Origin of the sequence: Streptomyces sp. NPDC013457 (assembly GCF_043089925.1) — a bacterium.
Taxonomy (GTDB): Bacteria; Actinomycetota; Actinomycetes; order Streptomycetales; family Streptomycetaceae; genus Streptomyces.
In genome coordinates, this window is sequence record NZ_JBICBL010000024.1 from 1 (window position 1) to 23138 (window position 23138).

At 66.9% G+C, this 23138-nt stretch carries 18 protein-coding genes and 1 pseudogene; 11 read left to right on the forward strand and 8 right to left on the reverse strand.

Annotated elements, in window-relative coordinates:
- Positions 1-121: 121 nt before the first annotated feature.
- On the reverse strand, positions 122-1669 hold the full coding sequence (locus ACF1G2_RS35620) for a PucR family transcriptional regulator (RefSeq protein WP_391802308.1): 1548 nt from the start codon (positions 1667-1669) through the stop codon (positions 122-124).
- 61 nt (positions 1670-1730) lie between these two features.
- On the opposite strand from ACF1G2_RS35620, the gene ACF1G2_RS35625 reads away from it, so the two are divergent.
- The 3 genes from ACF1G2_RS35625 to ACF1G2_RS35635 all read left to right on the forward strand — a co-directional run bounded on the left by ACF1G2_RS35625 (position 1731) and on the right by ACF1G2_RS35635 (position 5108).
- Positions 1731-3230: a purine-cytosine permease family protein gene (locus ACF1G2_RS35625; protein ID WP_391802309.1), complete on the forward strand. Its 1500-nt coding sequence runs from the start codon at positions 1731-1733 to the stop codon at positions 3228-3230.
- A gap of 74 nt (positions 3231-3304) precedes the next feature.
- Positions 3305-3943 carry a DUF1989 domain-containing protein gene (locus tag ACF1G2_RS35630; protein WP_391802310.1) on the forward strand — a complete coding sequence of 213 codons (639 nt, stop codon included), beginning with the start codon at positions 3305-3307 and terminating at the stop codon, positions 3941-3943.
- Between the two features lie 43 nt (positions 3944-3986).
- A complete protein-coding gene (locus ACF1G2_RS35635) occupies positions 3987-5108 on the forward strand; it encodes an NADH:flavin oxidoreductase (protein ID WP_391802311.1) in 1122 nt (373 codons plus the stop codon).
- Between the two features lie 478 nt (positions 5109-5586).
- On the opposite strand, the gene ACF1G2_RS35640 is transcribed toward ACF1G2_RS35635, so the two are convergent.
- The gene (locus ACF1G2_RS35640) at positions 5587-6237 is read right to left on the reverse strand and encodes an SDR family NAD(P)-dependent oxidoreductase (protein WP_391802312.1); all 651 of its coding nucleotides are present in this window, start codon (positions 6235-6237) and stop codon (positions 5587-5589) included.
- Positions 6238-7162: 925 nt separating this feature from the next.
- Positions 7163-7540: a MerR family transcriptional regulator gene (locus tag ACF1G2_RS35645; protein WP_391802313.1), complete on the reverse strand. Its 378-nt coding sequence runs from the start codon at positions 7538-7540 to the stop codon at positions 7163-7165.
- A 63-nt stretch (positions 7541-7603) separates the two neighbouring features.
- On the opposite strand from ACF1G2_RS35645, the gene ACF1G2_RS35650 reads away from it, so the two are divergent.
- Both ACF1G2_RS35650 and ACF1G2_RS35655 read left to right on the forward strand, forming a co-directional pair.
- The gene (locus ACF1G2_RS35650; protein ID WP_391802314.1) at positions 7604-8809 is read left to right on the forward strand and encodes an MFS transporter; all 1206 of its coding nucleotides are present in this window, start codon (positions 7604-7606) and stop codon (positions 8807-8809) included.
- 468 nt (positions 8810-9277) lie between these two features.
- Complete coding sequence (locus tag ACF1G2_RS35655; RefSeq protein WP_391802315.1) at positions 9278-10576, forward strand: DUF4241 domain-containing protein; 1299 nt, start codon at positions 9278-9280, stop codon at positions 10574-10576.
- Between the two features lie 242 nt (positions 10577-10818).
- Here the strand turns inward: ACF1G2_RS35655 and ACF1G2_RS35660 are convergent, their stop codons facing one another.
- Positions 10819-11088: a hypothetical protein gene (locus ACF1G2_RS35660; RefSeq protein WP_391802316.1), complete on the reverse strand. Its 270-nt coding sequence runs from the start codon at positions 11086-11088 to the stop codon at positions 10819-10821.
- A gap of 1541 nt (positions 11089-12629) precedes the next feature.
- Between ACF1G2_RS35660 and ACF1G2_RS35665 the strand changes: the two genes are divergently transcribed.
- The 4 genes from ACF1G2_RS35665 to ACF1G2_RS35680 all read left to right on the forward strand — a co-directional run bounded on the left by ACF1G2_RS35665 (position 12630) and on the right by ACF1G2_RS35680 (position 17670).
- The gene (locus tag ACF1G2_RS35665) at positions 12630-12788 is read left to right on the forward strand and encodes a class II lantibiotic LanA (protein ID WP_391802317.1); all 159 of its coding nucleotides are present in this window, start codon (positions 12630-12632) and stop codon (positions 12786-12788) included.
- Positions 12789-12877: 89 nt separating this feature from the next.
- Complete coding sequence (locus tag ACF1G2_RS35670; protein WP_391802318.1) at positions 12878-15985, forward strand: lantibiotic dehydratase; 3108 nt, start codon at positions 12878-12880, stop codon at positions 15983-15985.
- Positions 15982-17295, forward strand: a complete 1314-nt coding sequence (locus ACF1G2_RS35675; RefSeq protein WP_391802319.1) for a lanthionine synthetase C family protein — start codon at positions 15982-15984, stop codon at positions 17293-17295. Before ACF1G2_RS35670 ends, ACF1G2_RS35675 begins: the two co-directional genes overlap by 4 nt.
- Positions 17296-17403: 108 nt before the next feature.
- Positions 17404-17670, forward strand: a complete 267-nt coding sequence (locus ACF1G2_RS35680) for a transposase domain-containing protein (RefSeq protein ID WP_391802320.1) — start codon at positions 17404-17406, stop codon at positions 17668-17670.
- A gap of 617 nt (positions 17671-18287) precedes the next feature.
- Here ACF1G2_RS35680 and ACF1G2_RS35685 read toward each other — a convergent pair.
- On the reverse strand, positions 18288-18671 hold the full coding sequence (locus tag ACF1G2_RS35685) for a DoxX family protein (RefSeq protein WP_391802321.1): 384 nt from the start codon (positions 18669-18671) through the stop codon (positions 18288-18290).
- A gap of 380 nt (positions 18672-19051) precedes the next feature.
- Between ACF1G2_RS35685 and ACF1G2_RS35690 the strand changes: the two genes are divergently transcribed.
- Entirely contained in the window at positions 19052-19543 is a 492-nt protein-coding gene (locus ACF1G2_RS35690; RefSeq protein ID WP_391802322.1) for a transposase, read from the forward strand.
- On the opposite strand, the gene ACF1G2_RS35695 is transcribed toward ACF1G2_RS35690, so the two are convergent.
- On the reverse strand, positions 19455-19940 hold the full coding sequence (locus ACF1G2_RS35695; protein ID WP_391802323.1) for a GNAT family N-acetyltransferase: 486 nt from the start codon (positions 19938-19940) through the stop codon (positions 19455-19457). The genes ACF1G2_RS35690 and ACF1G2_RS35695 overlap by 89 nt on opposite strands.
- Before the next feature lie 115 nt (positions 19941-20055).
- Here ACF1G2_RS35695 and ACF1G2_RS35700 point away from each other — a divergent pair.
- Positions 20056-20869: pseudogene (locus tag ACF1G2_RS35700) on the forward strand (IS5 family transposase).
- Positions 20870-20890: 21 nt separating this feature from the next.
- Here the strand turns inward: ACF1G2_RS35700 and ACF1G2_RS35705 are convergent.
- Both ACF1G2_RS35705 and ACF1G2_RS35710 read right to left on the reverse strand, forming a co-directional pair.
- A complete protein-coding gene (locus ACF1G2_RS35705) occupies positions 20891-21619 on the reverse strand; it encodes a hypothetical protein (protein WP_391802324.1) in 729 nt (242 codons plus the stop codon).
- Between the two features lie 536 nt (positions 21620-22155).
- Positions 22156-23121 carry an EamA family transporter gene (locus ACF1G2_RS35710; protein WP_391802325.1) on the reverse strand — a complete coding sequence of 322 codons (966 nt, stop codon included), beginning with the start codon at positions 23119-23121 and terminating at the stop codon, positions 22156-22158.
- Positions 23122-23138 lie beyond the last annotated feature (17 nt).

Consider the following 23138-nt stretch of genomic DNA (forward strand, 5'->3'; position numbering starts at 1 on the left):
CATGGTGGTCATCTCAGGCTCCTGGGGTGCGTTTCTTGACTCCAGGAAAGACCTGCCGGCCGGCATGAACCATGGACGCATCACCCCATTCACACAGTCCCCGGTAGCGGATCGACCAGCCTCACAGGGCCAGGAGCGCGTCCGCCTCCAGCGCCAGCAGGAAATCGAGGCGGCCTTCGAGAGTCCGCGGATCGCGCCCCGTCAGGGTGCGGATGCGGTCGAGACGTCCGTAGAGCCCGTTGACGTGCAAATGCAGAGCTTGGGCGGTCTTCTTGTAGTGGCCCTGGTATTCGATGAGGTTGCGCAGTGTGCTTTCCAGCGCGCTGTCGGCGTGCTTGGCGTCGTATTCACGCAGCGGAGCGAGGATCGAGCTGAGGTGCTGCAGTAGTTGCGGCTCGATATTGCTGAGCACGGTGTGGTAGGTGGGCAGATCTGCCAGACGGGCGACGGTGAAGTCATGACTCGTGCGGCCGAGTACCTGGCTGGTCCGCCGGGCTTCCAGGAGCGCTGTGCGGAGGTTGCCACTGGTGTGGACTGGGGCTGCCGTCGCGATGGTGGGGCTGTGTGCGGACAGGGCAGCGGCAAGGTCGTGGCACCAGTCGATCAGTGCGTCGGCTGGCTGTCGCCACGCCAGAACGACGACGACGTCCTGCGAGCCGGTGGCGATCATCGCAGGGATGCCGCGCTCGGACAGCGCTGCTCCCGTGGCCGCAGCCAGCTCGTGCATGGCGGTGTCACCTCGCGAGGAAACCGCTAGTACGGCCAGCGCATCATCAGCGTCTACTCCGAAGGCGGCGAGCCTGCGGGTGATGTCGGGAGTCGAGCCGGTACCGGAGGCGATCATGTCGACTAGCTCATGAGCAAAACGCTCTTCGCTGGCGCGGACCGCCTGCCGGCGGGCGATGTCCAGGACCAAGAAGTGGGCTGCCTGACTCAGAGCGCCCTGCTGTGCCTCTTGGAGCTCTGAAGCGGGTCGCACACACAGCAGGGCCGCCTCGGGCTGCCCGAAGGCGCCGACAGGCAGGAGTGTGGCGGTGCCGGCGTCGAGTACGAGTTCCAGGGGTGGTGGCTTGCGAGCAAGAGCCGTGGCGGTGACCGTGCGGTCGCCTGCCGTCAGGGAGGTTCCGGCTTCGGCCAGGAGGGCGCCGGTGCGGTCGACGAGCGCGAGTGGCAGGTCTGGGTGGTCGCGGCGCAGTACGCGCAGCACTCCCTCGGCGCCGTGCTCCGCGGCAAGGGTGTCAGCGAAGGCCTCTGCGCGCCGCAAGGTAGTGATCAACGGGCTGCGGCGGTCGTCGGCGACGACGTTGGCGGCGGCATGCGTCACCGCAGCGAAGGGCACCTCGATCGGAAGCTGCAGCAGGAGAAGGTTCGCCTTGCGGCACGCCTCGATCAGCGCCGGCGGGGTCTGGGGCGTCTTGTCCAGCAGTCCGAACACGATGCCGCTCGCACCGGCTGCGCGGCACGCCTCCACGAATGCAGCGGGTGGCACCTGCGGCATCCACAGCCCGTTGGTCATGACCAGCTCGGAGCGGCCGATGTAGCCGGAAGGGTCCGGCAGCTCGGTGGTGTGTACCCAGGAAAGCTTGGCCTCCAGGGCCTCGGGAGGACCGGTAACGAGTACCGAAAGGCCCAGTTCACGGACCGCGACGAGGGAGCCAACGGTGAGCACGGTAGATGTTCCTCCACTTCAGTGGCCCATACGAGGGTCGCTTCTCCTCTGGGACGGCGGGATGCAGGAATGGTTCTCTGTGGTGGCCGCTGATAAGCCTTTCCAGGAGGTTCTCATGAATCCGGCTCCCCGCTCAGTTCTGAGCGACACGCAGAAATCGGAACCTGCGCCGATGCCGCAGAGCTTTGACGCTCACGGTGTGGAACCCATTCCCGAAAGCGGCCGGGATTCCTCGCCGCGGGATCAGTGGTGGATCTGGGTCGGTGCCAATGTTGCACCGATCAACTGGGTTCTCGGGGCACTGGGAATCACGCTGGGGCTCACCCTCGTAGAGACGCTGATCGTCATTTCCGTGGGAAACATCGTCGGCTGCGCTGTTTTCGGGCTCTTCAACATGGTGGGCCATCGAACCGGCGTCAACCAGATGGTGCTCGGCCGTGCCGCCTTCGGGCGCAAGGGGGCGATCATTCCCGGGGTTATGCAGGGCCTGCTCACCATGGGGTGGGTGGGTGTGAACACCTGGGTGGTCCTCGACCTCGCAGTCGCGCTCCTCGGCAAAATCGGCATTCATGGCGGCGAAGGATTGAAGTACGCGGTCGCCGCCGTGGTCATGGCCGCGCAACTCGGCCTGGCTGCCTTCGGCTTTTACGCCATCCGAACGTTTGAGCGATGGACTGTCCCGGCGACCGTGCTGGTGATGGCAGTCATGACCGTGCTGTCACTCACCCAGGCGGACCTGAGCTGGACGACCGGAACGGCAGAAAACGGCGCCGACAAGCTGACCGCCGTCACCCAGCTACTGACCGCGATCGGAATCGGGTGGGGAATCAGCTGGGTGCCCTACTCCGCGGACTACTCACGGTTCGTCCCGGCCCGCTATTCCGGGAAGAGCGTCTTCTGGTCAACAGCGCTCGGAATGTACGTGCCGACGGTCTGGCTGGCCGCGCTGGGCGCCTGCCTCGCCAGCACCGGGCAGGGCGGCGATCCCAGCGAACTCGTCATCGGTGCCTTCGGGGTGATGGCGCTCCCCGTCTTGCTGCTGATCATGCACGGCCCCGTGGCGACCAACATCCTCAACCTCTACTCGTGCGCGCTGGCCGCCCTGTCGGTGGGAGTGCGGGCGGCGCGGTGGAAGGTCACCCTGGTGGCCGGCGCGGTCGCCTCCGTCGTCCTCGTGGTGTTCATGCAGTCGCACAGCTTCGCCGAGTCTTTCGACCACTGGATGACATCGATCCTGGTCTGGATCAGCCCGTGGGCCGCTGTGATGCTGACCGAATTCTTCATCCTGCGCCGCGGCCGGCTCGATGTGTCGCAGCTGTACAGCGAACAGGGTCCGGCCTGGCGCTGGCGCGCACTGGTGGCACTCGCCGCCGGTATCGTCGCCGCGTGGGCCTGGCAGTACGGACTGGTGCCGTTCATGCAGGGCCCCCTGGCCCGGGGCATGCACAACACCGACTTCTCCTGGCTGTCGGGCGCCGTGGTCGCCGGCGGACTGCACTACCTGCTCACCCGTCAGCAGCATCGATCTACCCGCGCCAAGCACGCCGCCACTGATGAGTGACCCGGCTCTGCCGCAGCCATCCTGGCGTGCAGCCCGCCGCCGGACGGCAGATCATTCAGCAACGGAGCAAACGAATGACTGACTCACGCACCATCACGGTGTCAGCGAGCGGCGTGGAAGCCTTCCGTGTCAACGCCGGCCAGACCTTCACGATCACCGACCCTGAAGGCGGCCAGGTCGGCGACCTCTTCGCCTTCGCCGCCGATGACCCGGAGGAATGGCTTAGCGCCTCCCACACTCGGGCCTTTGTCTCCCGCCTGTTCCCCAAGCCCGGAGAGCAGTTCGTCACCACCAAGCGGCGCCCTATCCTGAGATTCCGTCAGGACTCGTCGCCCGGGCAGCACGACATGCTGATCGCCGCATGCGACGCAGCACGGTACGAGGCCCTTGGCCGGCCGGGCCACCCGTCCTGCGCCCAGAACCTCATCAAAGGCCTCGCGCGTTGCGGAATCTACTTCCGCGTCGTACCCCAGCCGGTCAACGTCTTCATGGACATCCGGCCCGACGCCGCGGGTGACTTGGCATGGACACCCGCCTCCACCAAGCCCGGAGACTTCGTCGTCTTCGAGGCAGCCATCGACTGTGTGGTGGTCCTCTCCGCCTGCCCCCAAGACCTCGTTCCTGTCAATCATGGTGGCCCTACGCCCTTGGTCGTCACCTTGGGAAACAGCGTGTCACCACAGAACGCGCCGGCCTTCGACCACGCGTGCTGATCCCTTCCCTTCACCCCCACCACCTGATCACCATGGAGATACCGTGTCCCACCCGGCTCTACAGCCGTTCAATCTCGAAGCAACGGCGCTCCCCAACCGGCTGGCAGTCGCCCCTATGACCCGCGTGTCCGCCGAGGAAGACGGCACTCCCACTGCCGAGATGGCCGACTACTACGCGCGCTACGCAGATGGCGGTTTTGGCATCGTCATCACCGAAGGCGTCTACACCGACGAGGCCTACAGCCAGGGCTACCTCAACCAGCCCGGCATCACCGCTGACCGGCACGTCAAGGCCTGGGGCCAAATCGCCGATGCAGTGCGCCAGGCTGGCGCCCAGCCAGTGATGCAGCTGATGCACGCGGGAGCACTGTCCCAAGGCAACCGCTACCGCCGTTCCACAGCCGGCCCCTCGGCCGTCCGTCCTTTGAGGGCGATGATGGAGGCCTATGGCGGCAGCGGACCGTGGCCAGTCCCGAAGGCCATGACAGAGAAGGACATCGACCAAGTCATCGACGGTTTCGTCGCGTCCGCGCAAGCCGCACGGACGGCCGGGTTCGCCGGTGTCGAAGTCCACGCCGCCAACGGCTACCTCCTCGACCAGTTCCTGACGCCCTACACAAACACACGCGACGACGAGTTCGGAGGAAGCATCACCAACCGTGTCCGGCTTACCGCCTCTGTCATCGCGGCTATCCGCGCCGCCGTTCCGGATCCCAAATTCTGGGTCGGAGTACGCCTGTCGCAGGGGAAGGTCAACGACCACGACTATCGGTGGGAGCACGGCGCCGAGGAAGCCGCGCTCATCTTCGCCACCGTCAACACCGCCACCTACATTCACATCGCCGGTGAGGGTTCCGGGTGGGAGGAAGGCGCGCTGCTGGACAACGGCGAGACCATCACTGCCCTGGCACGCCGGGTGACGCAAAAGCCCGTCATCGCTAACGGCAACCTGGCGAAGGCGGACCTCGCGGCGCGGGTCGTCTACGACGGCCATGCCGACCTGATATCTCTCGGACGCAGTGCCTTGGCGAACCCGGATTACCCGGCCATCCTCGCCCGTGGTACCGCTCCGGCGGCGTTCGATCCCGCAATGCTCTCCCCCCAGGTCACGCTCGCCAACTCCGCGACCTGGAACGCCCGAAAGGCCGCAGCTTCCATCGCCTAGCAGCGGCCTTCCCCTTGCGCCCGCCGTTGTGCGGTGGCGGGCGCAAGGGGCCCATACCCTCAGTGCGGCATCTACCTCGATCGTGGCGGATGCCGCCGCAGGCGTGCCGTGGAGCCGCCATCCTCAGCCCCCTGCGGCAGCACGGCGCTGATGGTGATGACGGGTCACCGCAAGGCAACGCCAGGGCGTGAGGCTCAGCGCCGATCCGGGAACCAGCAGCGTGGCCAGCTCGCTCGCGCTTCGCCGACCCTCGACGTCGAGCCCCTTGGCAAGGAAGGTACGCCTCCGCGGCCGGCCGGCTCTCCCCGAACAGGTCCCGACAGCGTCTGGCAGTCGGCGAGGGAAGTGAGGCGATCCAGGCCCTGATGTCGTCCTCGAGTTTCCGTCACCGGCTGTGTGAGCCACTGCGCCGCTTTCAGGCCGCCCTGGCGCGGTCGACCGATGCAGTGCCAGCCGCCACGCAGCGGATGGCGCCAGTTCAGTGAAGGACTTCCCGCTCCCACTGCCCGCGCGGCTGCGTGTGCAGTCGCCAGTAGTGCTCGGCGATGTCGTCAGGGTCATAAGCCGTCCCCGGCTCAACCACTCCGCCGACTGTAACGGTGGCAATGTGCACACCCGACGGCCCGTACTCCGCGTCGAGCAGTTCGACCAGAGCCCGCACCCCGGCCTTCCCCAGTGACAGACTCACGTACTGCGGCTTCATCTCGGGCATGCCGCCGGTAATGACGAAGGTGCCCCGTCCACGCCGGGCCATCCCAGGCAGAACATGCGCAGCGGCAGTGAGGGCACCGAGGACGTTGACCGCGTAGGTGTCCAAGTGGTCACGGTGCGAGAGTTCGCCAACAGTGTCGGGCCGAATGGCTGCCACGTTGTAGACCACGATGTCGGGTTCGCCGAGTTCGCCGACGGCGGTGTCGAGGGCTGCTCGCAGGCCGGCCTCGTCGGCTGCGTCGGCAACGAGCGGCACGGCCCGCACGCCCATCGAGCCGATCCATTCGGCTGCCGCCGCCACCTTCTCCTTCGTCCGCGCGATCAGCGCGACCGGCAGCCCCTCCCAGGCGAAACGCTGGGCCACCGCCTGCCCTATCCCCGGCCCTACACCAATGATCAATGCTCCAGCCACGACCATTCCTTCTCTCTAGAGAGCAGCCACACGGGGCAATTGTGCTCAGCAACTGCGTCTTCCCGAGCATCCGGCCTGGCCCCAGCAGGTAACCGATCCGGGACCGGGAGTGCGGGCACACACCTCGGACTCTTGGTGCTGCGGCACCTCTGACCGGTTGGTTGCATCACTGAACGGCAACCAAATTCGCCCCGTGCGCGTATGTCCCTCCGAGCGAAGCTCTTTGGGGCCACCACGAAGCAGGATCACCTCGCCCACGGCTCGGATCGCCCGGCCCGCACTCGCGTCCCTGCGCATGGACAATAGTTGCCCTGCTCTCCTGGCTGTTTGCCGGGTCCCGCAACGCCCGCAAGCGCCAAGCACAGCGATGATCTCCTCGGCGGGGGGTACACCCAACGCCCGTACCCGAGCTCCCCCCCAGTCGGTGCGAACGGCCGGACCGAACATCTCCAACCGTTGTTCCGCCTGGTGCAGCCAAGGCGACCCGCTGTATACGTGCGGCGCGCCGGCCCGGAACATTCATCAGCTCACTTGGGTCGACTGATCCAGCAGGGCGGTCACCGACCTCTGGCCCGAGGCCACCAGCAGCGACAACGGCTGGTACGGAGCGACCTCCTGCTCCCCGAGGGAGCAGGAGGTCAAGAAGAGATGTTCACCCTGGCAGGGCCGCAAGGTTGTAAGACACAGAGAGGCCGGGATGCTACTCGTCAGGCGAGTTCGCCAACTGCGCCCTGTGCAAGGCACGGCGCCGAAAGGGATCTGAGCATCTGGTCCGATACGGACATGATCAAGGCACAGCACTCCGTAGGCTGTTCTGTCAGCAGGGGCAGACATCGCTCGGCGTGGGTTTAGGAAGCATTCAGCGAGCACCTGGGTCATCGCTAGGAGCTGGAGGTCGAAGGCCCCCTCCCTTTCACTGCCCGCAAGGTGGTCAGGCGACGTCGGAACTGCGGTAGTCGCGCACCGACTCCAAGTACTCGGCCACCGCGTCCCGGTTGCGGGTCAGGCACTCGATGCGCTGGTTCATCTGCTCCAACTCTGTCTCCAAGGTCGTGATCATCTCCGGGGTGGCGTCGGGAAAGTAGATTGCTCGTGGCTTGTCCAGGCACGGCAAGATCTGCTTGATGATCCGTGTCGGCAGTCCCGCGTCCAGCAGCCCTCGTATCTGCAGTACTCGATCGATGAAGCGCTCGTCGTACTCGCGGTACCCGTTCGGGGAGCGCTCTGCGGCGATAAGTCCCTGCTCTTCGTAGTAGCGCAGCAGCCTGCGGCTGGTGCTTGTCCGATCCGACAGTTCGCCAATGCGCATGAGTCCACCTCGCAACATGTCAGCTTGACCTTCACATCTATGTGAAGGTTGGAGCATACCGGCATGACGACTCAACAGTTGCCCGTAGGTTCCGGCGGGCAGAACGAGAAACCTAAACTGCCTATCGCAGCGCTGCTCGCTTTGGCAATGGCGGTGTTCATCACCAGCCTGACAGAGACACTCCCTGCCGGGCTGCTGCCCGAGATGAGCGCTGACCTGCACGTCAGCGAGTCCGCCACAGGACAGACCGTCACGGTGTACGCGCTCGGCACGGCGCTCACGGCCATTCCGCTAACCGCGGCCACTAGCCAGTGGCGCCGCAAACACCTGCTGCTGACCGCCATCGCAGGGTTCGCTGCCGCCAACACCATCACGGCCGTTTCGACCTACTACCCCCTCACCATGGCCGCCCGCTTCATGGCTGGTGTGGCGGCCGGCTTGGCATGGGCCCTGCTGGCCGGTTACGCCCGCCGCATGGTCCCTGCCGGCCTCGAGGGCAAGGCCATCGCCATCGCCATGGCCGGCATCCCTGTCGCCCTGTCTTTGGGCGTCCCCGCAGGCACCTTCCTAGGCACGACAGTTACTTGGCAGGCAGCCTTCCTGGCCATGAGCGCTCTCGCCATCGCCCTAATTGTGTGGATCACAGCTGTCGTGCCGGACTACCCTGGGCAGCGCCAGGAGCACCGCTCCCAGATGCGTCAAGCACTGCGTGTCCCCGGTGTCGCTCCGGTTCTCTTTGTGACACTAGTCTTCGTCCTCGCCCACACCATCCTCTACGCCTACATTGCCGCCTTCCTCGCCCACGTCCGAATGGCCGGCAACACCGACCTAGTGCTGCTGGTCTTCGGCGGCGCCTCGCTGGTGAGCATCTGGTTCACCGGAGCTCTCATTAACCGCTGGCTGCGCAGTCTGACCATCGGCAGCACGCTTTTGGTCGGTGCAGCCTCAGCCACCCTCGCGGTCGTGGCCGATAGTCCTGCTCTGATCTACCTCGCCGTGCTGCTGTGGGGCCTTGGATGGGGCGGCGTGCCGACACTCCTTCAGACGGCTGCGGGGCACGCCGGCGGTGACCAGGCCGACTCCGCTCAGGCGATGCTCGTCACTCTGTGGAACGTGGCCATGGCCTGTGGCGGCGTCGTCGGTGGTGTCCTGCTCGACTCACTGGGCGCTGTTTCGTTGCCCTGGAGCGCTGTGACTCTTCTTGTGCCTGCTTTGGTCGTCGCCGTCAGCGCCCGCACCCACGGCTTTCCTGCTAAGCGATCAAGTTGAGTTCAGAAATCCCCCAGCCCTGGCGAACGACGCCGTGGCGCGGTCCCACCGCTTCCGAAACGGACGGCGACTTCTGCACGCATAGTTCGCCTTGGTCCTGCACTCGCCGGGCCGTGCGCTCCCTCAGGCTGGGGTTGTCGGTGGCGGTCCGTCGCTCAACGCTCCCTGCCCGGTCCCCCAGAATCCTCCCCTCCTGGAGGAAGAAGGATTTTCACTCAGGCCCCCTTTGGGAGCAGCATCCCGCGAGTCTCAGCGCCTGCGTCTGATCCGTCCATGGCAGAGAGGGCGCTGGCGGCTCAACGCCACGTTGGCAACCGCTCGCTGAGCGGGCCATGAACCGGATCACTGGCATGACCGTCTGGGCGCTGGAGCTGGCCCGCCGCCCGCTCAGTAGGTCCGTTGTCACAGGCAGCGGCTACCTTGCAGCTCAGCACGGAACCAAGGCAGGTTGCAGAAAGAGGAGCGGCGATGGTCGTCGAGGTGGGGTACGCCCAGGCGTGGGATCTGGAGGCTTGTGCGCCCTGGCGGCCGATATCCGCCGAGAAGGCGCGGGAGCGGGATGCTGCCGGGCTTGCGTACGTGGTGGTGTACGGGGAGCCGGGCCGGGAGGCTCCGCTGGAAGTCCGGCTCGTCTCCTGGCGGGACCACTACGTCGGGCTGTGGGTCTACGACGCCCACGGCCGCCGCACCTATGACCTGGACATGCGGCTGCTGGACGACCCGTCGCGGCTGCTGCGCCGGTACTCCGTCGGCTGGTACTACACAGGCCCGGAGATGGCGGAGTTCGACACGGCGTGCCCACGCATCACCGTGGACCTCTTCCCGGACGGCAGGGTCCGGCGGACGGAAGAGCGGCAGGGGCAGCAGGGCGGGGGCTCCTACGTCACCTCGCCCGTACTCCGGGACGACGAGCGCTGGATGGACCGGCCCGCCTTCGGGGAGTGGCCGCTGCTCTCGGCCCAGGTACACGGGTTCATTGAGCCGCCGGCTTTCGAGGCGGCTGAGGCGGCCGAGGCAGGTGAGGGAGACGACCCGGCCACCTGCTGGCGTCCGCCGCGCCCCGCGCAGCCCGGGCCGATCAATGAGTTGTTCCGGCCCGGGGTGCGCGTGACCGACGGGTACCACCCCGAGATGACCGTCGTGGAGCCGCATCGGGTCGGCACCCTGCGCGTACCCAGCGGACTGCTGGCCGTCTCCGGCCCGGACATCGACCACGGCGACGGGCCGCGCATCACGGTTCCCGTCCCGCCCGGGGAGTACGTACTCGACGAGGCGCGGGTCCGCTTCAGCTACGACTGCGAGTGGCGGAACTCCGAGGTCACGACCACGGAACCCACGGCCGTCCGCCTGCTCGTCAGCGACACCCCCGCAGCAACCTGGGAGATGGCCCTCGGTCCGGATGACGATCCCCGGCTGTTCATCGAGCAGCAGATAGCCGGCTTCGACACCGACGGCGCCACCGGCTGCTTCGCCGACGCCGGGGCCTGGGAGCCGCTCATCGCGCTCTTCGAGCGGGGGCTGGTCCAAGGGGAGTCGGACCTGGACGGGTACGAGGACATCGACGACGGTTCCCTGCTCATGCAGTACACCTGGGACGGGGCTTCCGGCGGCGAGCTCATGTCCTTCGCGACGACCGGGGACGGTACTTACCCGGTGTGGGTCGGCCGCTCCGAGACCGGTGAGGTAACCGGCGTCGTGGTGCTGGTAGAGGGAATGCCCGAGCTGCTCCCTCAGCGGGACCGAACCCCCACCGATGCGGCTGTGTAGGCAAGGTTTGCGGGCATGGTCAGAACAGGGGGCAGACCGCTCAGGGGGCTTGCAGGCCTTGGTGACCCAGCAGGTCCTGAGGGTGATGGCTGCCCAGGTGATGAGGTTGCGGAGTGCTGGCCGAATCGTTCGACGTCGTGTGCGTGTCGCCGGGCCCGCATCTCCAGGACCAGGTCCGTTCCACGACCCAGCGACGGGGCAGCCGGAGCGGTCTTTCGAGCGGCTGACGGTCTTAGCCCGGGTCATGAGCTTGCCCCCGCGTTGGCCAAGTCTGCCCAGACGATGGTTATTTCGGGGTGCATGAGGCGAAGGCTGAAGGAAGCATCCTTGGCTGCGTGGCTGTAGTGGAGGTCGGCGGGGGCGACCATGACAACAATGGCAGGCCGCGGGTGTCGACGTGCGGGATGTAGCGAAACGCGGATGATCTGCTGCTGAACCGGCACCGACGCGCCGTCAAGTAGCTGAGGCGTCGAGGTGCGAACCGCTGCCATCATCCTGTCGAGTTCGGGCACGCCGCCATTGCCCCTCGGGATGCGCCCGATTGCGGGCGTGCACGGCACGGGACTTGGCGCATCGTTCCGCGACTACCGACAGCAGTCCCACTCTTCGAGCAGCGCGGTTCGGGCGGGCGACGACACACGAAGGCGGTAGGTACCGGGGTGTGCTCGGACCTGCTCGGCCACCACTGGCGTCTTCGTTGACACCCGCACTCACAACGCAACAGAGTGCTAGTCAGAACGGAACGAAGAGAACGCTGCTGCTGCGGGGCTCCGAGCACAGGACGCATTCCTCAGCGCCCGGATGGCGGGCAACCTATAGAGTCCGGCAGCTTCGCATGTTCGTCGATCCGATACCAGATGGCAATCGAGCTGACCGAGCGTCTTAGGTGTTGATGCCTGATGGCGTAAAACCGCCCCGTTGAAAGGGTGCGACGCAACATCCAGCGGTATTAGTCACGGTAGGCTCCAAAGCAGTCCGTCCGAGTCGAATCGACTCGGTACAGGCTGACGGACGACGGCCGTCCTTCCCCCGTTGGGGCGGCCGTCTCCAAAGCTATGGGTCCGCGGGTTGTCCTTATCACTCCCTGGCTGTCCGCTGGCTCGGCGGCGAGTGAGTCGTAGGTTCAGCCCTCTCGCCGATGAGACCTTCAACTGTGCTCAGGGTGAGACCTTTAAGGCGTTCACTCTCACCGTCGCAGGGACCAGGCTGAGCCTGAGCGCTCTAGGGTCGGCGCCATTCGAGTACCTCTAGGCCGGCTAAGCCGTTGCTACGGATGATTACCTTGCTGAACAGCCGAGCTGGCAGCCAGGCAAAGCCCTGCGAGCTAGATCCGGCGCCTTGCCGCCGCTACGTGGCCAAAGCGAGCGGATCCACCCGGCAGATGGCACTCAAGAAGTCTTGGACCGTCTCCCGAACCGAGTGTCCGCTTTGATGAGTCCAGCCCTGCCAACTGCCACGGCACCCACGGGAAGCGCCACTTTCCACGGCTGTTATTCCGTCAGCGCCGGACACCCGGTGAGGCGTCATCACACCAAGAAGGATGGCGAAGCAGACTGCGGCGAGCATGCCGTCGATTCTGGAGTCGGAGGAGCGAGCGACGGCTGTCTCCTCTCCCACGGTCGTTGTGACGAATACATGACGAGCTCCTCGAGAGAGGATTCAGGCTCCTGCACCGCATCGTCAGCCGTGACTCTGGGTCCTAACGCGCGCTACTTGCCGAGCGCCGAGCGAGTAGAAGGAAGGAGCGTTCTGCGCGGAACCCAGCGCGCCATCATGCTGCCGGACCTTAATGATCATGGCTCGATATCGCCATGCCCTGGAACCTCATCAGTCACGTGTGTCACGCGAGGGCGTCCATTCATCGCACGGGGAACCGGGCCGTAGGACCACCTTTCCCATGGTCACGAGAAGGCACTTCTTTCGGTCAACGCCTCGACGCACACGTGATGTTCAACCATCGACCTGCATATGCTCCCGTCTGGTTCGAACAGGACCACACCTTTCGTCGACGTCCGACCGACGCCGGCGAACCGCCGAACGGAGGAGAAGTCTCATGAGCGCCAACCTTCTGCTGGAAGACACCACGGACCTCGCCGAGCTGGACCTCGACATCCAGATCTCGGAGACCGAGGGCGAGGGTCCCGCGTTCGCGGCCGGCGGCTACACCTCGCCCAGCACGTACGGGTCGCCCTGCAACGTCTGCTGCTGGTAAGCGTCCCATCGCGTCCGCGTGGGGCGGGGTCCCGGCCCCGCCCTACGCGGGCCGTGCCAGTTCTCGGGATCGAGGGGGAGCCAGAACACGTGCGGGACGATCACTACACGCCGCAGGACTGCCTGTTCGTACGCATCGCCACGGTGCCCCGCAGCGGACAGGGCGGCCGACCCCTCGGCGACTCGGCCGCGCAGGTGCGCGAGGCCGCCGCCGAGCCGCTGTTCCGCGAGGCGTTGCGCGTCGCCAGCGGCAGCCTCGCCGACACCCTCGACCGGCTCGACGCCGGGGCCGAACTCGGGGGCAAAGCGCTGCGCCGGACGGCGCTCGCACTCTCCCGGTACGCGCTGCGGGCCGAGACGCGGCCGACGCCCTTCGGGCTCTTCGCGGGTGTCGCACCGGCCCGGGCGGCGGACACCACGCGGGTGGGACTGACCGGCCCCGGTGAGAAGGCGGTACGGCTGGACGCCGCCTGGCTGACCGAACGCGTCGCCGCCTGGCTCGACCGTCCCGAGGTGCGGCGCGGCGTCGACGTCGTGCTGAGCGACCTCTGCCACATTCGGGGCGAGCGGCTCGTCGTCCCCGGCAGTGGGAGGGAGATCTCCGTCCGCAACACGGCCCTGGTGACCTGGGTGTGCGAGCGGACGACGCGGCCCGTCGGTTACGCGCTGCTCCTGGAGCAGGCGTCTGAGGCCTTCCCCCGTCTCACCTCCGACCGGCTGGACGCCGCGCTCCACCAGCTCGTGCGGCACGGCTTTCTGCTGACCTCCGTCACCCCGCAGGATCTGGACGACGCACTGTACGACCGCATCGCCGACGCGCTCGCCCCCGTTCCGCAGGCGCGAGCGGAACTCAATAACGTACGCATGGCGTTGCGCGACTACGCCGCGACGAAGCCCGGCGAGGGCCACGCGGCCTGGCGCAGGCTCATGCGGCTCACCGACCCCGAGGGCACCGCCGCCAGGCCGCCCGTCCATGTCGATTTGCGCATGGGCGCCGACCTGCGGATCTCGCGGATGGTGACCGAGGAGGCTGCCCGCTACGCCTCCGCCATGTGGGAGCTCTCCGGTGACTGGCAGACCCACGCCCACATGCGTACGTACCGGGACCGCTTCCTGGAGGCGTACGGCACCGGCGGGGTGGTCCCCCTGGGCCGTCTCGTCGACCGGCATAGGGGCATCGGCTTCCCGTCCGGCTACGGCGAGCGCGCCGACGGCGAGCCCGCGGAGCGGCAGGAACCGGAGCCGCTGTCCAGGGAACGCCGTCTCCTCACCCACGACCTGGTGCAGGAGGCGCTGCTGAGCGGTGACGACGAGGTCCGGCTCACCCCCGGCCTCGTCGACGGGCTGGCCGCCGGCCGCACGGCCGGCGCCGCCGTACCCCCGCCGAGGTCGCTGGAGCTCTGCTTCCAGCTGCTGGCCGAGAGCGAACAGGCCGTCGACCGCGGCGACTTCCGCCTCCTGTCGCCGGCGTACCCTGGTTCCTGGGTCGCCGGTGCGACCGCCGGACGGTTCGCCGAACTCGTCGGGATGGAAGGCGAACTGGAGTCGCTCCTGTCCGGCCTCGGCGATGCCGCGACGCTGCCGGCCCAGGTCGTGTACCGGCCGCACACGGTGCGCGGGCTCAACATGGCCCAGGTGCCCCGCCTGCTCTCGCACCACATACCGGTGGGCGTGTACGCCGACCGGAACGCCCCAGGGGCGCTGGACTGGAGACAGCTCCTCGTCACTCCGGGGCCGCTCGGGCTGAGGCTGCTCCTGCCGGACGACGGGCGCGAGGTCCTGCCCGTGGTGCCGCACATGCTGGCTCTCGACCGGGAGGCGCCGCCGGTGGCCCGGCTGCTCGTGGAACTCGTCTCGGGCAGGGCCAGGACCTGGACGGGCTGGAACTGGTGCGGGCTGGAGGGCCTGCCCTACCTCCCCCGGGTGACGTACGGCCGTGTCACGACCTTCCCCCGACGCTGGGTGCCCGACCGGCACCTGCGCGAGGCGGCGGAAGGGACCTCCGAGTGGGACGCGGCGGTCGCGGCCTGGCGGGAGCGCTACCGCGTACCCGACGAGGTCAACCTCGCCCGCTGGGACCGTGCGTACCGGGTCGACCTCACGGACCCCTGGCGCCGGGAGGTGTTCCGCCAGGAGATCCGCGGCGGCGGCTCCCTCGCGATCATGGAGGATCTCACCGACGGCGGTCGCCGACTGGGCTGGTCCGGCGGGCACAGCACCGAGGTCGTGGTCCCGCTCACCCGGTCCGACGCCGATGGTGCGTACGCCGCGCAGGTCCCGCACGACGAGCCCTCGGGCCGATCGCGCCAGCCGGTCCCCGTCCACCGGCCCACGGACCACTCCGCTCTGCACCTGCCCGGAGAGGAGTGGCTCTACGCCAAGCTCTACGCGGCTCAGGACACCCTCGACGAGGTGCTGCACGCCGGCCTTCCCACGCTCGTGCGCGAGGTCGGGGACACCCTGCACAGCTGGCACTTCATCCGGTACCGCGACCCCGAACCCCACATCCGTCTTCGGCTGCACGGCGACGCCGAACCCTTGCGGACCACGGTCCTGCCGCGGCTCGCCGCGATCAGCCGGAGCTGGCAGGAGACCGGCTTGATCAAGGGCATGGTCCTCGACACCTACCGGCCCGAGACCGACCGCTACGGCGGACCCGATGCTCTCGCCCACGCGGAGCGGATGTTCTGCGTGGACAGCCGCTCTGCACTGGCCCAGCTCGGGATGCGGGCCCGGGGCGCCCTGGCACTGCCCGCTCCGGTGCTGGCGGCCGTCAATCACGCGCTGCTGCTGGAATCGCTCGGAGACTGGGACTGGTCGGCCTGGATCAGCCGAGCGCTGCCCAAGCTGCCCGCCCACGCGGCCTACCGGTCGTACCGGAAGCAGGCCATGGCACTGATCGTTCCCGGACGCACCGCCCGGAGCGCGGCCGCCGTACTGGGCGCACCCCTCGCGGAGCTCTGGAGCACCGCGCCGGAGACCGGGAAGTACGGCGCGCTGCTGCTGTCAGACGAAGGGCGGGCGCCCCGTACCGAACAGCACGCCGAAGCCGTCATGGCGCTGCTGCACATGCAGCACAACCGCCTGTTCGGCATCGACCGAGCCGGCGAGGACACCGGCTACGCCGTGTTGCGCGGGGTCGCGCGCGACCACCAGGGCCGCCTCGCCCACACCCGCAAGAGGGAGGAGACCGGATGACCGCCCCGCTTCACGCGGAAGAGGCCCGGGACGTCGCCGCGCAGGTCTTCGACCGGCTCAGAGACCCGGATGCCACGGCCGCCGACACCCGGATTCCGGGCGTCGCCGCGCACATCGATCTGCAGGAGCCCCTCTGGCAGGACCTGGCCCTGTCCAGCGGCTATCCGGGAGTGTCCCTGGCGTTCACCGGCCGCGGAACCCCGGGCCCGGACGACGCCGCAGCAGCGCACGCCTACCTCGTACGCGCGATGCGGGCGACGGCCGCCACCGCCCACGCCCCGGGCGGCATCTGGACCGGCCCGGGAGCCGTCGCCTTCGCCGTCCTCGTCGCCCACCACACCACCGGCGGCTACCGCTCGGCACTCCACCGGCTCGACGACCACCAGCGCCGTCTGGTCCGGCGCGCGCTCCCAGAAGTCCGCGACACCCCGGCCACGACCAACGGCGAGTTCGAGGTCGTCCGCGGCATGAGCGGTATCGGCCGCTACCTGCTGGCGCGCCGCGAGCAGTGCGAGGCGGAGCTGCGGCTCGTCCTCACCTACCTGACCCGCATGGCACACGGCGAGATCCACCATCGGGGCCGTCAGGTGCCCCGATGGTGGACGTGGGCGGCCCCCAAGCTGGGGCAGGAGGTCGAGATGCCCGACGGCCACCTGAACCTCGGGCTCTCGCACGGCGTGGCAGGGCCGCTCGCCCTGCTCTCGCTGGCCTGGCGGGAAGGCACGGTCGTCGACGGGCAGCGCGAGGCCATCGAGCTGTTGGTCGACCTCCTCCAGCGGTGGACGTACGACAGCGAGGGCGGACCTCTTTGGCCCCCGCACCTGACCCTCGAACGGTGGGCGGCCGGGCCCGACATCCCGCCCCCGCGCCAGCGTCCGTCCTGGTGCTACGGCGCGCCGGGAATCTCCCGCGCGGTACAGCTGGCCGGGCTCGCGCTCGACCGCGCCGAGTGGCTCGAGCTGGCCCACCATTCCCTGCTGCCGTTCATCACCACGGATCCGGACAGCTGGCACATCGACAACCCCAACGTCTGCCACGGCTGGGCCGGGATGATGCATCTGCTTGCCGTTCTGAACGAGCACATCGGCGACGAGCGTCTGACCGGCCTCGTCGACGACATGGCGGCGCGCACGCTCGCCGGGTTCCGCCCCGAGTACCGATTCGGGTTCCGTGCCACCCTCACGAGCGCCCCGCAGGGCACAGACGTCCCCGCCTTCCTGGAAGGCGCCACCGGTACGGCCCTCGCTCTCGACGCCTACGCGGACGGCCGCACCACGACCGCCTGGGACATGGCACTGCTGGTGGCCTAGAGCCAATGCCGACTTTGAGCGAGATTGGTCTCTGGGTGGTGTTCAGAGGCCTGTGCAAGTAAGAAGTCGTCTGGTGATAGCCGGTTGTCGGGCCGGATCACTCGGGGTGTGCTCACGCAGGTGTTTCTGCCTGAGTCGGTAGATGAGGTGGTGGCAGGGCGCGGGCGAGTAGAACAGCGCTCGCAGTTGTTGCCCGCCATGGTGGTGGTGTATTTCGCGCTGGCGATCCGCCTGTTCTCGGGAGAGGGGTATGAGGAGGTGACCCGGCCTCTAACGCAGCGGCTGGAACGGTTGCGGCGGTGGAAAAGCCCCGATGGATGTCGCCGACGGCGCCCATCGGCCGGGCCCGCCGACTGCTGGCCCCGAAGCCGCTGAATGGGCTGTTCGACCGGGCCTGCCGCCCGGTCGCGGCACCCGAGACAGCGGGGGTCTGGTAACGGCGGTGGCGGCTGGTCGCGGTGGACGGCACTGTCTGCACGTCCCGAAAACCGAGGGCAACAGTGAGTTCTTCGGCATGCCCGGCTCAGACAGGGGGCTGCATACCCGCAGGTCAAGACCGCTGAACTGGTGGAATGCGACACGCATGCGGTGTCGCTGCACAAGAACTTCAGCCTGCCGGTCGTCCAGTCCATCGATGACGGCTCTTATCTCCCCGAGATCGTGGGGTGACGACCGGGACCGGCGTGAGACGGCCCAGGTCCGTGTCATCGAGTGCCGGCTCACGGGTGCCGGCTAGGACATCGTCTATCGGCTGGTGACCACGACACCGGTCAGGCGCCCGCCGCCGAACTCGCCGCCCCCTACCACCAGCGGTGGGAGATCGAGACCACCCTGGACGAGATCAAGTCCTAGCAGGGCGGCCGGCGGCTCGTCCTGCGCTCGTGGTAGGCGGCGTCGAGCAGGAGACTACGGATCCCCCCTCGTCCACCACGCACCGCACGACTCATGCGCCCAGACCGCCCAGGAGGCTGGTCTTGATCCCGACCGGATGATCAGCCGGTGAAGGATTCGGGACCGAAGCGACCCCAAGTGATGAACACTGCAACCGCGAAGTAGATCAGGTTCAGCGCCACGAACTTGGACTCACCACGGCGACCGTGCGTGATCATCGCACCGACCATCAGAAGCACCCAACACAGCGAGGTCACCGGCACCATAACCGGTGCGATGTCGAGCACCGCTGGCAGTATCAAGCCTGCGGCAGCCAGCAGTTCCAGGCCACCGAGTGTCTTGACGAAGCCGACGCTGGAGTCTCCTGTCCATGTCCCGCCAGGGGTGACAGCCAACTTCTCCTTGGGTATGAAGGTCTTGCTGACGCCGCCGGCCAGCGCCACCACAGCGAGGAACCCGGTAGCAATCCACAGTGCGAGGTGCATCTTCTGCTCCTAAATCGAAACTATGCGCAACGTCTAGACGAAACAGCAGCCCGCTCTGTGACATCTCCCAGCGCTTGGCCATGAGAAGGCCCCCTGGACAGCAGCCGATCTTGACCCAGCCCTGGTGCGCACCGGCCTCAACATCACGCTCACCGCCAGCTGCCTGGCCGATCGAGCATTCAGCGGCATGAAGAAGAACGAGCGACGAGGGTTCGGTCAACTCCGCCATGTCGACGGATCTCGCGAATCAACTCGACGACGGACTCAGGCAGCCGCTCCCCCAAAGAATCATCGTGGGTCCGGTGCCGAACACATGAGGTTGACACCCAGCGGAGGTTCGGGGTGGCTCGGTCAAAGCCGCGAAAGGTCGATGACGACTTGTGGCCAGTGATCGAGCCGCTGTTGCCCAAAGTCGAGCGGCGGACCGGGCCCCCGGAGGCAAGCGCCATCCGGGCCGGTTGGTGTTCCAGGGCATCTCATACGTGTTACACACCGGGATCGCGTGGGAACACCTGCCGCAGGAAATCGGCTTCGGTTCGGGTATGACCTGCTGGCGCCGCCTGGCCACGGTCTGGCCCCGCCTTCACGAGGTTCTCCTTGCCAAGATCCGCGGTGCAAACGTCCTGGACTTCTCCCAGGCGGCGGTCGACGGACTTCCCCATTCGGGCGCTGCAAGAGGCCCACGACGGGCCGAAGTCCCGTTGGCCGGGGCAGGAGGGGCAGCACGCGTCATCTTGTCACCGGTGCCACCGGCATCCCGTAGCCAGTGGCTGTACTGCGCGGTCACACTGCCCGGCGCATGCTCGTCCGAGGCCACCTGTCCAAGCCTCGTGCCGCCTCGCGCTCGCGGATGTGACGCAGACCAGGCGTGAGCTCGTTCTCGGCGAGGTGCTGGAAGCCGAGGCGAGCGTAATACGGGGCGTTCCACGGGGTCTCGGTGAATGTGGTGAGCGTCAGGGCGGGAACTCCGGTGGACCTGGCGTGCTCCGCAAGGTGGTCAATCAGCAAGCGCCCGATGCCGCGTCGTGCACTGCCGGGATGCACTGATACCTGCTCGATGTGGAGGTTGCCGTCTACGTGGATAGCGGCCAGGTAGGCCACTGGCGCGTCTGCTTGATCCACCACGACCCAGGCCAGTCCCGCCTTTTGACAGCGGTTCAGCTCGTTGAGTGGCAGAACGTCTCCGGTGGCGATCTCTGGCATGCCGACGTCGCAAAAGCTCGCATCGGCGGCCTGCTCGATGGCCTGCAAGGCGGACAGTTCGTCCACGTGTGCTTCTCGAATGCGCTGGACGCATTGTCCTGCGCCGGCGGCTCAGCGCCACCGAATTTTCAGCACGTCATCGCCTGGCCTTGGCTGCTACTTCGCCAAGGCCTCCAAGTGGTTGCGGGGTACTTGGAGTTGGGTGGTTCGGGACGATTTGGGGGAGATCGCGGATCGGGTGATCTCTCCGTCGAAGGCGCGGCCGCAGGGCGGCGGGACACCGGATACGCATGATGAGCCGCTGTTCGCGGCGATCATCTACGTGCTGGTCAGCGGGTGCACCTTGGCGGGCTCTGCCGCCGTGCTTCGGAATGTCGAAGTCGACGGCCCACCGCCGGTTCCTGATCTGGTCACGTGCCAAAGTGTGGGGGCGGCTGCATGAGGAGATCCTGCACCGCCTGGACGATGCCGGGCCTTCTCGACCTGTCACGCGCCGTCCTCGACTCCGTCTACGTCCGCGCCAAAGAAGAGGGGCGAACTCACAGGCTTGAGCTCCGTGGACCGGGGCAAAGCGGGTTCCAAGATGCACGTCAGTCGGAGCGCGCGGACTGCTTTTCCTTGTCGGCATCACCGCGGCGAACACTCACGACAGCCTCGCCCTGAAGCCATGATGATGGGTCACCAAAAGAGACATGCCCCCACCGAGGCTGGCACTTCGAACCCCAATGGCTCCATGAAAACAAGGCCTACGACCTCCCTCACCTGCGAAAATGGTTGCGCGGGAAGCACATCGGGGTCCGTATCGCCCGCAAGCGAATCGAGTCAGGCGACCGTCTCGGCCGGCGAAGTTGGGTCATCGAACGGACGTTGTCCTGGCTGACCAGCTACCGCCGATTCAACCATCGCTATGAACGCCACGAGGCAACTACCTGGCCTTCCTCGGCCTGGCAGCAGACATCTCCCGTCACAAGCGCTTAGTCCGCCTCACCACATAGGACGCGTTCCTAGACACGAGCTCAGGTTGTGCCACGTTGCAGACGTTCCGCTCCCCTCCTGGCTTGGTTGTGCAACAGGGCGGCGGTGACGACAGCCTCGTCCTCGGTTGTGACGGCTCGCGCCTTCATGTCAGCGATGAGCCGACTGGTGATGTATCGATGCCCCTCGTTCAGGTCTGAATATTCGGCGGTTCGAGCAAGGGCGGCTATTTCGCCAGCGTACATGGGAACAACGTAAAGAGTTCCGCCGGATCTGACGTCGTCACTCGTCAGGCGTTCTCCAGCAGCTCTGCGGATCATATTGAAGCGCGCCCTGAATGAACCACGCCGGTCGAATCGGCGGAGCATCTCTGCGAGCTCATTCACATCACAGTGCGGCTGCCGATAGTAGGGCTGTTCCGCGTCGCCGGACGCATTGAAGTCGTGAAATGAAGAGCGAAAGAATGCGCATACAGTCTCAGGGTCAGGAGTCAGGCCGGCACCCATCCACCGACAGCGTTCAATGCTTCCTGCCGCCAGGCCGGAAGGTGCTTCGATGACGAGTGACCAACCGGATGCAGTGTGCCATTCGAGGTAGAGTGCGCGGGCATTTTTGGGCGCTCCGGCTACCCTGAGGGCCAAGTCCGGATGTAGATCTACGAACCCGCCTCCGTCGTCCTCGCCAATGTCCGACACCTCTTCAGGCCTGCAGGAGCTGCTGGATATGACCGGAAACCCGTCCCGGATAAGCATTTCGGCCACATCTGTCATGTAGTGGCCGACACGGCGGTAGATTGTCCGGTCCCGTTCAGTGCGTAGGGGCTTTTCAAAAATGGCCAGGCCTCCGCCCAGGTAAGGGATGTCCTGTATCAGCGATCGTATGCCGCAGCATATTGGCGCAATTGCGCCATACAATGCCCGGAAGGGCGCTCACTGCGGTGGCTCAGCTTGGCACTTCGTGGCGCGTTGTGCGCCGACGGCGCGTGGCAGTGCAGGAGACATCGCGAGGACAAGGCAGGGCTCGGTGTCTGTTGGTTGACCGCCCCAAGCGTCGATCTACAGAGGTTCCCGGGCGTACCGAACGAAGAGCATGTGTGGCGCGGTCTTCGGCGGGATTCCTCGTAACCGACGGTGCGGGTTTGAGCTTGCCCGCGCCGGCCGAGGCGACTGTCCGGGGCCTGCCGGCCGTTGGGCGACCTCGGCTTCTCTTTGGGCTCCTGGGCCATGCCACTGCTGCAGTCTGCTCTTGGTTCGTCATATCCCGTTAGACGAACAGCTCCTCTCCTTTGTGACATGTGGTGAGCACGTCATACGTTGCGGGTGAGATCCTCGGCTGCTGACTCGTCCCGCGCCGCGCCTGAGGACGCTTGCGGGGAACGCCGGTCAGCCTCTGGCTCGCAGGGTGGCCGCGAAGTCCCGTGTCCCGTAGTGCGCTTGGGCCTGCCGAGGACGACTCCCGCCAAGACGAGTGCCATGCCACACACTTGCTGCACAGTCAGCGACTCTCCGGCTACTGCTGTGCCGAGCAGGACGCCCGTCACAGGGTTGAGCAGACCGATCAATCCGACGGTGCCCACGGGCAGGTGCCGCAGGCCAGTGAACCAAGCAGCGAAGGCAATCGCCGTGGCGACCAGAGCGACATACCCAAAGGCGAGGAGCGTCGGCATGGGCAGTGCGGGCGGGGGGCCTTCAACGGCAGCGGCGACCGGGAGCAGGAACAGACCTCCGGCGACAAGTTGCCAGGCGGTCGATGCGAGCAGGTCTGCACCGGCGTTCCACCGTTTGGCGAGGAGGTGGCCGAAGGATGACACCAGCACGGCCGCGAGTGAGGCGAGGACTCCTGGCACGCTGACCTCTCGGATCCCGGTGAGGAGCATGAGGCCGACCCCGCCGAGCCCAACCACAGCACCCACTAGGTGTGCCGTCCGGGGCTGCTCTGACAACAGCGGCCACGCTATGAGCATCATCGTCAGAGGTGACACCGCCATCACGGTCGAGGCGAGACTTGTCGGCAGCATTTGGGAGGCGGCGAAGACGAGAGCGAAGAATACGCTGACGTTGAGCAGCCCGAGGACTGCGGAGCGCCACCACCACGCTCCGTGCGGGCGCCGCCTACGCAAGGCCAGGAGGATCAATCCCGCCGGCAGCGCCCGCAGCGCTGCGCCGTAGAGCGGCCGATCTGCCGGCAGAAACTCGTGCGTGACGAAGTAGTTGGTCCCCCAGGCCACCGGTGCGATCGCGGTCAGTGCCACCCAACCCAATTTACCTTCCATGGAAGGCACTATACCTT